Origin of the sequence: Pseudomonas sp. R3-18-08 (assembly GCF_003852065.1) — a bacterium.
GTDB lineage: Bacteria > Pseudomonadota > Gammaproteobacteria > Pseudomonadales > Pseudomonadaceae > Aquipseudomonas.
Map to the genome: position 1 here is coordinate 1,518,680 of NZ_CP027729.1, position 12,929 is coordinate 1,531,608.

11 protein-coding genes are annotated in these 12,929 nt (G+C 61.4%); 4 read left to right on the forward strand and 7 right to left on the reverse strand.

The window, feature by feature from the left end; genetic code table 11:
• The first annotated feature begins 8 nt into the window (after window positions 1-8).
• Together pcaD and pcaC are read left to right on the forward strand one after the other, a co-directional pair.
• Complete coding sequence (pcaD, locus tag C4J92_RS06890) at window positions 9-800, forward strand: 3-oxoadipate enol-lactonase (protein ID WP_124403344.1); 792 nt, start codon at window positions 9-11, stop codon at window positions 798-800.
• A gap of 10 nt (window positions 801-810) precedes the next feature.
• A complete protein-coding gene (pcaC, locus tag C4J92_RS06895; protein WP_124366168.1) occupies window positions 811-1,206 on the forward strand; it encodes a 4-carboxymuconolactone decarboxylase in 396 nt (131 codons plus the stop codon).
• A gap of 139 nt (window positions 1,207-1,345) precedes the next feature.
• On the opposite strand, the gene C4J92_RS06900 is transcribed toward pcaC, so the two are convergent.
• The 5 genes from C4J92_RS06900 to C4J92_RS06920 all read right to left on the reverse strand — a co-directional run bounded on the left by C4J92_RS06900 (window position 1,346) and on the right by C4J92_RS06920 (window position 9,529).
• Window positions 1,346-2,245, reverse strand: a complete 900-nt coding sequence (locus C4J92_RS06900) for a polysaccharide deacetylase family protein (RefSeq protein WP_124403345.1) — start codon at window positions 2,243-2,245, stop codon at window positions 1,346-1,348.
• An 84-nt stretch (window positions 2,246-2,329) separates the two neighbouring features.
• Window positions 2,330-3,580, reverse strand: coding sequence for an OprD family porin (locus tag C4J92_RS06905; protein ID WP_124403346.1), 1,251 nt, complete (start codon window positions 3,578-3,580; stop codon window positions 2,330-2,332).
• A gap of 181 nt (window positions 3,581-3,761) precedes the next feature.
• On the reverse strand, window positions 3,762-5,219 hold the full coding sequence (gene adeC / locus C4J92_RS06910) for an AdeC/AdeK/OprM family multidrug efflux complex outer membrane factor (RefSeq protein WP_124361680.1): 1,458 nt from the start codon (window positions 5,217-5,219) through the stop codon (window positions 3,762-3,764).
• Complete coding sequence (locus C4J92_RS06915; protein WP_124369921.1) at window positions 5,216-8,377, reverse strand: efflux RND transporter permease subunit; 3,162 nt, start codon at window positions 8,375-8,377, stop codon at window positions 5,216-5,218. The genes adeC and C4J92_RS06915 overlap by 4 nt, the downstream gene beginning before the upstream one ends.
• A gap of 3 nt (window positions 8,378-8,380) precedes the next feature.
• Window positions 8,381-9,529, reverse strand: a complete 1,149-nt coding sequence (locus C4J92_RS06920; protein WP_124369922.1) for an efflux RND transporter periplasmic adaptor subunit — start codon at window positions 9,527-9,529, stop codon at window positions 8,381-8,383.
• Between the two features lie 286 nt (window positions 9,530-9,815).
• On the opposite strand from C4J92_RS06920, the gene C4J92_RS06925 reads away from it, so the two are divergent.
• Window positions 9,816-10,448: a TetR family transcriptional regulator gene (locus C4J92_RS06925; protein WP_124369923.1), complete on the forward strand. Its 633-nt coding sequence runs from the start codon at window positions 9,816-9,818 to the stop codon at window positions 10,446-10,448.
• Window positions 10,449-10,750: 302 nt separating this feature from the next.
• Here C4J92_RS06925 and C4J92_RS06930 read toward each other — a convergent pair whose 3' ends face one another.
• On the reverse strand, window positions 10,751-11,806 hold the full coding sequence (locus C4J92_RS06930; protein WP_124403347.1) for an alkene reductase: 1,056 nt from the start codon (window positions 11,804-11,806) through the stop codon (window positions 10,751-10,753).
• A gap of 26 nt (window positions 11,807-11,832) precedes the next feature.
• Entirely contained in the window at window positions 11,833-12,174 is a 342-nt protein-coding gene (locus tag C4J92_RS06935) for a helix-turn-helix transcriptional regulator (protein WP_124361685.1), read from the reverse strand.
• A gap of 154 nt (window positions 12,175-12,328) precedes the next feature.
• Between C4J92_RS06935 and C4J92_RS06940 the strand changes: the two genes are divergently transcribed.
• Complete coding sequence (locus tag C4J92_RS06940) at window positions 12,329-12,913, forward strand: ACP phosphodiesterase (protein WP_124403348.1); 585 nt, start codon at window positions 12,329-12,331, stop codon at window positions 12,911-12,913.
• Window positions 12,914-12,929: the final 16 nt, after the last annotated feature.

The following is a 12,929-nucleotide window of genomic DNA, read 5'->3' on the forward strand; positions in this document are numbered from 1 at the left end:
AGACCGCTGTGGCTTTCGTACAACTCGCCGAGGGCGAACTGCATTACCAACTCGATGGGCCCGTCGATGCGCCGGTATTGGTGCTGTCCAATTCCCTGGGTACCGACCTGCATATGTGGGACATCCAGATTCCGGCGTTCACCGAGCATTTTCGTGTGCTGCGCTTCGACACCCGTGGCCATGGCAAGTCCCTGGTCACCGAGGGGCCCTACAGCATCGAACAACTGGGCCAGGATGTGCTCGCGTTGCTGGATGCGCTGGATATCCAGCGCGCGCATTTTTGCGGGCTGTCCATGGGCGGGCTGATCGGCCAGTGGCTGGGCATCAACGCAGGAAAGCGGCTGCAGCGCCTGGTGCTGTGCAATACCGCCGCCAAGATCGGCACGCCAGAGGTGTGGAACCCGCGTATCGACATGGTCTTGCGCGATGGCGCGGCGGCGATGGTCGCGCTGCGCGATGCCTCGATTGCACGCTGGTTCACCGCCGATTTTGCCGCCGCCCATCCCCACCAGGCCAAGCAGATCACCGACATGCTCGCGGCCACCTCGCCCGAGGGGTATGCCGCCAACTGCGCGGCGGTGCGTGATGCGGATTTGCGTGAGCAGTTGGCGTCGATCAAGGTACCGACCCTGGTGATTGCCGGCACGGAAGACGCGGTAACACCGCCGGCCGGCAGCCACTTTATCCAGAACCATGTGCAGGGCGCCGAATACGCCGAGTTCTATGCGGCGCACCTGTCCAATGTCCAGGCCGGCGCTGCCTTCAGCGACCGTGTCGTTGAATTTCTGCTGGGTCGCTGAGGAGCTTTTCGTGGACGAGAAACAACGTTATGCCGAAGGTCTGCAAGTGCGCCGCGACGTGCTGGGCGACGCCCATGTTGAACGCAGCCTCAACGCGCTGACCGAATTCAACAGCGAGTTCCAGGAAATGATCACCCGCCATGCCTGGGGCGACATCTGGACCCGTCCTGGCTTGCCCCGGCACACCCGCAGCCTGATCACCATTGCCATGCTGATCGGCATGAACCGCACCGAAGAGTTGAAGCTGCATCTACGTGCCGCCGCGAGCAACGGCGTGACCCGCGCCGAAATCAAGGAAGTGCTGATGCAGAGCGCGATCTACTGCGGCATACCGGCAGCGAATGCGACGTTTCATCTGGCCGAGTCGGTGTGGGATGAGCTGGGCGTCGAGTCACGCGAGACCTGACTCTGGAACACAGGCAAATGTGGGAGGGGGCTTGCTCCCGATAGCGGTATATCAGTGATAGACACATTTACTGAACCACCGCTATCGGGAGCAAGCCCCCTCCCACATCAGATCTCTGTAGGCCATGAAATTTCAGGCATCAACGCATATCGGCATCCCACAGCCAATTCCACACCCCAGGCAGATGCACCGGCTCGTTCACGTCCTTGACCGTGCGTGCCAGCGCCGCACGCTGCAGCGCAGCGGTGTCGGTGTAGAACGGCTCGGCGGCGGTAGTCATCCCGTTGATGCGTGCACTGTCCATCAGGATCTGCAGGTACTCCTGCATATGCCGCGCGGTGTAGCGGTTGATGTCATGGAAAGTCACCACCACCGGTATCACGCCGTCCACCGTCGGCAACTCGCCCAAGGCTATGCGTTCACGCACCACTGACAGCTGCCGGTACAGGTTGGCGCGGCGGCGCGGGCTGGCGTTGAAGCCCCAGATTTTGCCGTCATTGGCACTCAGGTCGGTCAGTAATACCTGCATGCCGTGGCGCTGGTAGGCGGCGAATGTGCGGCGGTCGTAGTTCCAGAACGGTGGTCGCACCAGCAGGGGCGGCGTGCCGGTGATGGCGCCAATGTGCGCGGCGCCTTCGGTGAGTGTGCGTTCCAGCTCGGCATCGTTCAGCCAGCGGTGGTTGGTGTGAAACGCCGTGGCCGTATGGAAGGCCAGGACATGGCCGGCGGCGTACTCGCGCTCCATGGTCTTGCGCCCCCGGGCGCTGCCGCCGGAGCGTGCCGCTTCGGTCTGCAGGAAGAACACCGCCTTGATCCCTGGCAGCACCGGGTTGTGCGCCAGGTCGGCCATCACCGAACGGGTCGGGTTGTTGTACCCCGATGCGCTGGGGCCATCATCGAAGGTCAGCAGGAAGCGGATCGGCGCCTGCACTTGCAGGCGCTGTTCGGTCTGCGGCGTCAGGACGATGGGCGCACCGATACAGCCCCCCAGGCTCAGGGCCAGGGCCAACACTGCGATGGCTGTAGCGAAGGTTTTCATGCTGTGCGCGGGCCCGAATGAAAGGCCACTGCTGGGGCGATCAGCAGCGGCAGGTGCGCACCATACAGTAACTGCGGCGCCGGTTTACAGCAGACTTATCGGGTAGCTGACGATCAACCGGTTTTCGTCGAACTCATTATTGCTGTAGTCGCGACGCATGCTGGAGTTGCGCCAGCGCAGGGTGAGGTTTTTCAGGCTGCCGCTTTGCACGGTGTAGCCCAATTCGCTTTCGCGGCCCCATTCCTTGCCGTCGGTCACCGTGCCGGTGTGCACGTTGCTGCCGCTGATATAGCGGTTCATCAAGGTCAGGCCGGGTACGCCAAGGGCGGCGAAGTTGTAGTCGTGGCGCACCTGCCAGGATTTTTCCTCGGCGTTGTCGTAGCTCGCGTTATAGCTGTCGTTGGCCAGGGTGCCGCCGCTGGTGCCGTTGACCCGCATCCAGGCGCTGTCGCCGGTGAGCTTTTGCAGGCCGACGTAAAAGGTGTTGCCACCGTGGCGGGCGGATAACAAGCCGGACCAGGTCTTGTTGTCCAGGCCGCCGGCGCGGGCGCTGCCGTCGTCCTGGCCGTAGAAGAACCCCAGGTTGGCGCCCAGGGTCCAGTCGCCCACCGGCTGGCTGTGGATCAGATTGACGAATTGCTGGCGGTAGATGTCCTTGAGCTGGGCATTCCATACCCCGACTTGCGTGCGTTTGTCGTTGAAAGCGTATTCGGCGCCCTGGAAATTGAAGCGGTCGGAGGTGAACGCAGGTTTGCCGGTCATCGACATATCGCCCATGCTGCTGTCGTCGCGCGGGCTGTTGGCACGGAACTGACCGCCATACAGGGTCAGGCCCCCGATTTCCTTGGATGTGATCTGCCCGCCACGCAGGGTTTGCGGCAGTGAGCGGCCATCGTCCGCGCGCAGGATCGGCAGCACCGGCATCCATTCGCCGACTTTCACTTCAGTCTTGGAAAAACGCGCCTTGAACGCCACGCCCAGGCGACCGAACTCATCGGCCGGTCGGCCGTCGTGGTCCAGCGGCAATAACTGAGTGCCGCCGGTGCCGCGCCCGCCATCGAGCTTGAGCGAGTACAGGCCCAGCACGTCCACCCCGAAGCCGACCGTGCCCTGAGTGAAGCCGGACTTGGCGTCGAAGATGAAACTTTGCGTCCACTCCTGCGCGCCGCCCTGGGTTTTGGTCGGGTTGGTGTAGTTGCGATTGAAGAAGAAATTGCGCAGGTTGAGGTTGGCGCTGGCATCTTCAAGAAAGCCGTGTTCTTCGGCGACCACGGGGAGGGCAAGACTGGCGACCGCAGTTGCCAGCAACAGCCGGCGCGGGTGGAAAGTGCTCATGGTTTCGGACCTGTTGTTATTGGGTTTATGCAGGTGGCGGCCATGGTGCGCGGCGGTGCGGGGGCGATGAAAGTGGGGGAGGGCGGGTTGTGGGCGATGTTCGAACGCAAGTTGGTGATAAAAAACCGGCGTAAAAAAAACCGCCTCCGGTGAGGGAGGCGGTTTGTTTACATCGGCGCTATTAAAACAACTTCAGCGGCGGCGCTTCTTCTTTCACTGGCTCGTTCTTCGCAGTCTGCTCGTTCCAGCCACCGCCGAGGGCCTTGTACAGGTTGACCTCGCTGGTCAGCTGCGCCAGGCGGTCGGTGATCAGCGATTGCTGGGCACTGAACAGTTGGCGCTGGGCATCGAGGAAGGTCAGGTTGCTGTCCACACCGATGCGGTAGCGACGCTCGGCCAGGCGGTAGTAGTCCTGGTTGGCGGCGACGAAGCCACGTTGTGCATCCAGTTGCTGCTTGTAGGTCGCACGCGCGGCGAGGCCGTCGGAGACTTCCTGGAAGCCGGTCTGGATGGCCTTCTCGTAGTTGGCCACGTTGATCTCTTTCTGGATCTTCGAGTAGTCCAGGCTTGCGCGCAGGCTACCGGCGTTGAAGATCGGGATGTTGATCTGCGGCGCGAACGACCAGGTGCCCGAGCCGCCCTTGAACAGGCCGCCCAGGTTCGGGCTGGCGGTACCGGCGCTGGCGGTCAGGCTGATGCTCGGGAAGAACGCCGCGCGGGCCGCACCGATGTTGGCGTTGGCGGCCTTGAGGTTGTACTCGGCCTGAACGATGTCGGGACGCCGTTGCAGCAGGTCCGACGGCAAGCCGGCCGGGACTTCGCTGAGCAGGTCATCGGACAGTGGCTTGCTGGCGATATTCGCCGGCAGGCCGGTGCCCAGCAGCAGGGTCAGGCTGTTTTCGTCCTGGGCCACCTGGCGCGTATAGCGGGCCAGCTGCACGCGAGCGTTTTCCACCGAGGTGCGCGCCTGGCTGAGGTCGAGGGCCGAGGCCACGCCGACTTCGTTGCTGCGCGAGGTGAGCTTGAAGCTCTGCTCGAACGCGCCAAGGGTGTCCTGGGTCAGCTTGAGCAGTTCCTTGTCGGCCTGCCAGGTCAGGTAGGCATTCGCCACACTGGCCACCAGGCTGATCTGGGTGCTGCGCCGCGCTTCTTCGGTGGCGAAGTATCTCTGCAGCGCTTCTTCACTCAGGCTGCGGACGCGACCGAACAGGTCCAGCTCATAAGAGCTGATCCCCAGGCCTGCCGAATACTGGCTGGCGATGGTCGATTCGCCGGTCTGCGACAGGCGCGCCGGCGTACGCGAACGGCTGCCGCTGCCAGTGGCCGAGACGGCCGGGAACAGGTCGGCACGCTGGATCTGGTACTGCGCCGCATACGCGTCGATGTTCAGGGCCGCGACGCGCAGGTCACGGTTGTTCACCAGCGCGGTCTGGATCAGCTGTTGCAGGGCAGGGTCATGGAAAAACTGCTTCCAGCCTTGCTCGGCAGCAGCCTGGCCCGGCGCCTGGGCCGACGAATACGCCGGCCCCTGCGGGAACTGCGCTGCTACCGGCGCTTCGGGGCGCTGGTAGTCAGGGATCAGCGAGCAGCCACTGAGCACGAATGCGGTGACGGCTAAGGAAAGTAGCGACTTGCTCATTGGCCAGCCTCTTTAGGAGTTTGCTTGGTTTCAGTCTTTTTACGCTCGCCAGCGGAGGACACGGTTGCGTAGAACAATGGCACCCAGAAGATCGCCAGCACAGTGGCCGTGATCATACCGCCGATAACGCCGGTACCGATCGCGTGCTGGCTGCCTGAGCCGGCGCCGGTGGAAATCGCCAGCGGCAATACGCCGAGCACGAACGCCATGGACGTCATGATGATCGGGCGCAGACGCATGCGGGACGCCTCGATGGCCGCCTCGACGATGCCCTTGCCCTGTTCGTGGAGCTCTTTGGCGAACTCCACGATCAGGATGGCGTTTTTCGCCGCCAGGCCCACTGTCACCAGCAAGCCCACCTGGAAGAACACGTCGTTGGACAAGCCGCGCATGCTGGTGGCGATCAGCGCACCGATCACACCCAGTGGCACTACCAGGATCACCGCGATCGGAATCGACCAGCTTTCGTACAATGCCGCAAGGCACAGGAACACCACGAGCAGCGACAGGGCGTACAGCGCAGGCGCCTGGGAGCCGGACAGACGTTCTTCGTACGACAGGCCTGTCCACGCATAGCCGATGCCGGCCGGCAGTTCCTTGGCAATGCGCTCGACTTCCGCCATCGCGTCACCGGTACTGTAGCCAGGCGCCGGCGTGCCGAGGATTTCCATCGCCGCTACACCGTTATAACGCGAGAGTTTCGGCGAGCCGTAGATCCACTTGCCCGACGAAATGGCCGACAGTGGCACCATTTTCCCGGAGTCGGCGCGCACGTACCATTTGTCCAGGTCTTCCGGCGACATACGGCTGGCCGCGTCACCCTGCACATACACTTTCTTCACACGACCACGGTCGATGAAGTCGTTGATGTAGCTACCGCCCAGGGCGATGGCCAGGGTCTGCTGGATGTCCGAGAGGCTGATGCCCTGGGCGCTGGCTTTCTCGTCATCGACGGTCAGTTCGTACTGCGGCTCATCGTTCACGCCGTTGGGCCGCACGCCCGCCAGTATCTTGCTTTGGGCTGCCGCACCGAGGAACTGGTTACGGGCTGCCATCAGCTTGTCATGGCCGACACCACCCTGGTCTTGCAGGAACACGTCGAAGCCGGTGGCGTTACCTAATTCCAGAACCGACGGCGGCACGATGGCAAAAACCATGGCGTCCTTGAAGGTCTGCATGAAGTAGCCCTGGGCGCGCTTGGCAATCTCGAATACCGACGTGGACGCATCACGCTCGTCCCACGGCTTGAGCATCACGAAGGCCAGACCCGAGCTTTGACCACGACCGGCAAAGTTGAAGCCGTTCACGGTGAACACCGATTTCACGCCCTTGCCTTCGCCTGGCTCGCCTTCCTTGTCATGCAGCAGGAAGGAACGCATGTCGTCGATGACTTTTTGCGTGCGTTCCGCCGAGGAGCCTACCGGTGTCTGCACCTGGGCAAAGATCACGCCCTGGTCTTCTTCAGGCAGGAACGCGCTCGGAATACGGGTGAACATCCAGATCATGCCGGCCAGGATCAGCACGTACACCAGGAAGGCCGGGATTTTGTGCTTGATCATCGCGCCCACGCCGCGCTCGTACTTGAGTACGCCGCTGTCGAAGGTGCGGTTGAACCAGCCAAAGAAGCCGCGCTTGGGTTGGCCGTGTTTTTCCGGGTCGATCGCCTTGAGCATGGTGGCGCACAGGGCTGGGGTGAAGATCAGGGCAACCAGTACCGACAACGCCATCGCCGACACGATCGTGATGGAGAACTGGCGGTAGATCACACCGGTGGAACCGCCGAAGAAGGCCATCGGCAGCAGTACCGCCGACAGTACCAGGGCAATACCCACCAAGGCGCCCTGGATCTGGCCCATGGACTTGATCGTCGCTTCCTTGGGCGACAGGTGTTCCTCGGCCATCACTCGTTCGACGTTTTCCACCACGACGATGGCATCGTCCACCAGCAAGCCGATGGCCAGGATCATGCCGAACATGGTCAGGGTGTTGATGGTGAAGCCGAACGCCGCCAGGATCCCGAAGGTACCCAGCAATACCACCGGTACGGTCATGGTGGTGATGATGGTGGCGCGGAAGTTCTGCAGGAACAGGAACATCACCAGGAACACCAGCACGATCGCTTCGACCAGGGTGTGCACCACACCGGAGATCGATTCGGTCACCACCGGGGTCGTGTCGTACGGCACCACGGCTTTCATGCCCGGCGGGAAGAACGGTTCCAGGGACGCCACGGTAGCGCGGATCGCTTTACCGGTGTCCAGGGCGTTCGCACCGGCTGCCAGTTTGATCGCCATACCGGAGGCCGGCTTGCCGTTGAACTGTGCACTGATGCTGTAGTTCTGGCCGCCCAGTTCGATACGCGCAACGTCGCCCAAGCGCACTTGGGAACCGTCGGCATTCACCTTCATCAGGATCTTGGCGAACTCTTCAGCGCTTTGCAGACGGGTCTTGCCGATGATGGTGGCGTTCAGCTGGGTGCCGGGCAAGGCAGGCAGGCCGCCCAGTTGGCCGGTGGCCACCTGCACGTTCTGGGCCTTGATGGCGTTGCTGACATCCACCGGGGTCAGCTGGAAGTTGTTCAGCTTGGCCGGGTCGAGCCAGATACGCATGGCGTACTGCGAACCGAACACCTGGAAGTCACCCACACCCGAAGTACGGGAGATCGGGTCCTGGATGTTGGACACGATGTAGTTGGAGAGGTCGTCCTTGGTCATGCTGCCGTCTTCCGACACCAGACCGATCACCATCAGGAAGTTCTTCACCGACTTGGTCACGCGGATACCCTGCTGCTGCACTTCTTGCGGCAGCAGTGGGGTCGCCAGGTTCAGCTTGTTCTGCACCTGGACCTGGGCGATATCCGGGTTGGTACCCTGGTTGAACGTCGCGGTGATGGTCATGCTGCCGTCGGAGTTACTGTCCGAGGCCACATAGCGCAGGTTGTCGATACCGTTGAGCTGTTGCTCGATGACCTGCACCACGGTGTCCTGCACGGTTTGTGCGGACGCGCCTGGGTAGGTCACCTGGATATCAATAGCGGTTGGCGCAATGGCCGGGTATTGGTTGATGGGCAACTTCAGGATCGACAGTGCCCCGACCAGCATGATCACCAGGGCAATTACCCAGGCAAAAATGGGACGGTCGATAAAAAATTTCGACATGGATTACTCCCCTTGACCAGCAGCGGCAGCAGGCGCTGCAGCAGTACCGGCGGGTTTGGCGTTGTCGGCGTCCTTGACCTTGACTTCAATGCCCGGCTTGATGAATTGCAGGCCTTCGGTGATCACGCGGTCGCCGGCGTCCAGGCCTTTTTCCACCAGCCAGTAGGCGCCGGAAGTCCGATTGGCAACCAGTACGCGCTGCTCGACCTTGTTGTCCTTGTTCACGATCAGTGCGGTTGGAATGCCCTTCAGGTCACGGGTCACGCCTTGTTGCGGCGCGAGAATGGCCTTGCTGTTCACACCGGCTTGCAGCTGGGCGTGCACGAACATGCCGGGCAGCAGCACATGGTCAGGGTTAGGGAACACGGCGCGCAGGGTCACGGAACCGGTGGTCTGGTCGACCGACACCTCAGAGAACTCCAGCTTGCCTGGGTGGCCGTAGTCGCTGCCGTCTTCCAGGGTCAGCTTGACCATGGCGGCGTTGTCGCCGGCTTTTTGCAATTGGCCGCTTTCCAGGTCGCGGCGCAGTTTCAGCATTTCTGCCGAAGACTGGGTGACGTCGACGTAGATCGGATCCAGTTGCTGGATCACGGCCATGGCATCGGCCTGGCCATTGCTGACCAGCGCGCCTTCCGTCACGGCAGAACGGCCAATGCGCCCGGAGATCGGCGCGAATACCTTGGTGTAGCGCACATTGATCTGCGCGCTCTGCAGGTCGGCCTCGGCGGTCATGCGGTCGGCGACGGCAGTGTCGTATTCCTGGCGGCTGACGGCTTGCTCATCGACCAATTGCTTGTAGCGATCGGTGATCGACTTGGTCTGGGTCAGCTTGGCCTGGGCGCTCTTGAGCGTGGCCTCATACACCGACGGATCGATCTGGTAGAGCTGCTGCCCTTCCTTCACGTCGGCGCCTTCCTTGAACAGGCGTTTGAGAATGATGCCGTTCACCTGCGGGCGCACTTCGGCAATGCGGTAGGCCGTGGTGCGGCCTGGCAGCTCGGTGGTCAGGGTAAAGGCTTGCGGTTGAATGGTGACCACGCCGACCTGAGGGGTTTGAGCGGGCGGTGCCGCTTCTTCCTTTTTACATCCGCTGAGCAGCGATGCCAGGGCGACGGCAGTGACCAGAGCGGTAACAGCTGGCTTAAGTTGCATGAAGATCCTCGGGTCAGGCGCGCAGGGTGCGCACAAGAAGTGTGGAAGGGTGAAAAACAAGCTGTGAGTAGATAAGTAGCTTGCTACGCAATATACTTACGTTCATGGTTGTTTGTAAACTCTTGACAGGCGGGGCGGAATGTAGACAAAGCACCGCCCAAAGCCTCGATTTTAGTACGTTCGGCGCCCATGACGGTGTCGTCCCACAATTATTCTGATGATCGTTCGCATCTATTAACCTTGCGTTAACGATAGTCCCCAGTGTTCTGATTGAGGTTTTACTGCCATGGTTCGTCGCACCAAAGAGGAAGCTCAGGAAACGCGCAGCCAGATCCTCCAAGCCGCCGAGCAAGCCTTTTATGAACGGGGCGTTGCGCGGACCACGCTGGCGGACATCGCCGCTCTGGCGGGCGTGACGCGCGGTGCCATCTACTGGCATTTCAGCAACAAATCCGACTTGCTGCAGGCGCTGCTCGACACGCTGCACGAACCCTTGGACGAATTGGCCCGGGCGAGTGAAAGCGAGGATGAAGTCGACCCGTTGGGGTGCATGCGCAAGCTGCTGATTCATCTTTATCATCAAGTGGCTCTGGACCCGAAAACCCGGCGCATCAACGAGATCTTGTTCCATAAGTGCGAATTCACCGATGAAATGTGTGACATGCGCCGCCAGCGCCAGGCCCATACCCTGGAGTGCAACCTGCGCATCGGCCTGACGTTGCGTAATGCGGTGCATCGTGGGCAATTACCGGAAAATCTCGATACCGCCCGTGCAGCGGTGTGCATTCATGCCTTCATCCAAGGCCTGATCGGCCAGTGGCTGTTGGTGCCCGACAGCTTTCAACTGCATCAGGACGCCGAACGCTGGGTGGATGCCGGGCTGGACATGCTGCGCCTGAGCCCCAGCCTGCGCAATTGAGACAAAATGCGTAATTACGTCCAGTTGTGTCAACAGTAAAGCCTAAGGATGGTCAATCGTCCTTCTGCCTGATTGAAGGGATGACTTTATATACGCGCTGGCGGGCGGTTGATAGGTAGCGGCCTAAGTATTTTGTAGCGATTTTGTTGCGGTTCTGTGAAGCGATGTTTCCAAGGGGCTACACACAGGCAAAATGTGGGAGGGGGCTTGCTCCCGATGACGGTGTGTCAGTCAATGATGTGTTGACTGAACCACTGCTATCGGGGGCAAGCCCCCTCCCACATTTTGTGTCCGGCTATGTATTAGATCGGCAGCGTTGGATAGTCGATATAACCCACCGGGCCTTTGCCGTAGAAGGTTTCCGGGTGCGGCTCGTTCAGTGGCGCATCGGCCTTCAAGCGTGCCGGCAGGTCCGGGTTAGCAATGAACGGTATGCCGAAGGCCACCGCATCGGCCTTGCCGGCGGCCAGCCAGGCGTTGGCGCTGTCTTTGGTGAAGCGTTCGTTGGCGATGTAGACGCCGCCGAAGGCTTTTTTCAGTTGTGGGCCGAGGCTGTCCGCGCCTTCTTTTTCACGGGCGCAGATAAAGGCGATGCCACGCTTGCCCAGTTCACTGGCCACGTAGGTGAAGGTTTCCGTCAGGTTGGCGTCACCCATATCGTGAGCGTCGACGCGCGGTGCCAGGTGCACGCCCACGCGGCCGGCGCCCCAGACTTCGATGGCGGCATCGGTCACTTCCAGCAGCAGGCGCGCACGGTTTTCCAGGGAACCCCCGTACTGATCGGTGCGCTGGTTGGTGCTGCTTTGCAGGAACTGGTCGAGCAGGTAACCGTTGGCGCCGTGGATTTCCACGCCGTCGAAACCGGCGGCCTTGGCGTTTTCGGCGCCGGTGCGGTAAGCGTCGACGATGTCGGCGATTTCAGCGGTTTCCAGGGCGCGTGGGGTCGGGTAGTCGGCCTGTGGGCGCACCAGGCTGACGTGGCCTTTGGGCTGGATCGCGCTCGGCGCCACCGGGGTTTCGCCGTTCAGGTACGACTCATGGGAGACACGACCGACGTGCCACAGTTGCAGGAAGATCTTGCCGCTCGCGCCGTGGATCGCCTTGGTCACATTGGACCAGCCGCGAACCTGGTCATTGGACCAGATGCCCGGCGTGTCCGGGTAGCCCACGCCCATGGGCGTTACGGAGGTGGCTTCGCTGAGGATCAGCCCGGCGGACGCACGCTGCACGTAGTACTCGGCCATCAGCGCATTGGGCACGCGGCCGGCGTCGGCACGGCAGCGGGTCAGCGGCGCCATGATGATGCGGTTTTTCAGTTCCAGGTCGCCCAGTTTGATGGGATCGAAAATAGTCGGCATGTGAAAGCACCTTTGTCTCAAGTTAATCAGTGGGTCGTGGGGGCCAGCTCGGCATCGCCGGGGGCGCTGAGTTCGGTGAAGAGCGCGGTGAGGAAGGCTTGGATCACGTCCTCATTGCGTTTGAAAAAATGCCACTGTCCGGCCTTCTGGCTGGTGATCAAGCCCGCCCGTTGCAACGTCGCCAGGTGGGCCGACACGGTCGACTGGGACAAGCCGCAGCGCTGGTCGATCTGCCCGGCGCAGATGCCGTATTCGTGATTGTGCAGTTGCTCGGGAAATTGCACTTTCGGGTCTTTCAGCCAGGTGAGGATGTCTCGTCGTACTGGGTGCGCCAGGGCTTTTATTATGTCGTCGAGGTCGAAGGGCATGGCAGAGGCTCGGTGTCGTAAAACGTTATATCGCGATGAGGCGAACCTTAAATCGTTATATCCCGATATACCAATATGATTTTGCTCTGAGGTCAGTCGAATTGGGTATATCGGGTTATAACGATACGTTGGCGGCGGTGGTAGACTGCGCGCCATGAATTATCTCGCACACTTGCACCTGGGCGGCCAACTGCCTGCGCAACTGCTGGGCAGCCTGTATGGCGACTTCGTCAAAGGCCGCTTGCAGGGCCAGTTCAGTCCCTCGATCGAAGCGGCGATCCAATTGCACCGTTCCATCGACCGCTTTACCGACAGCCACCCGTTGGTAGGGGAGGCGTTGTCGCGTTTCAGCCTGACCCGCAGGCGCTATGCCGGGATCGTGCTCGATGTGTTTTTCGACCATTGCCTGGCGCGGGACTGGGCGCGGTATGCCGACCAGCCGCTGGAGCACTTCACCGCGCAGGTGTACCGCGTACTGGCGGCCGAACCGCAGTTGCCGGGGCGGTTGGCGCAGATTGCGCCGTATATGGCAGCGGATGACTGGTTGGGCTCGTATCGTGAGTTCGCGGTGATGGAGCAGGTCTTGCGCGGGATCTCGCGGCGGTTGACGGACCCTGAAGCGTTAGGATTTGCGATGCGTGAGTTGCGCGAGCTCTATGAGCCTTTGAGTGAAGATTTCCGGGTTTTCTACCCCGAATTACAGAGCTTTGCACGTATCCAGCTGACCACTGAGATCTAAATGTGGGAGGGGCGGT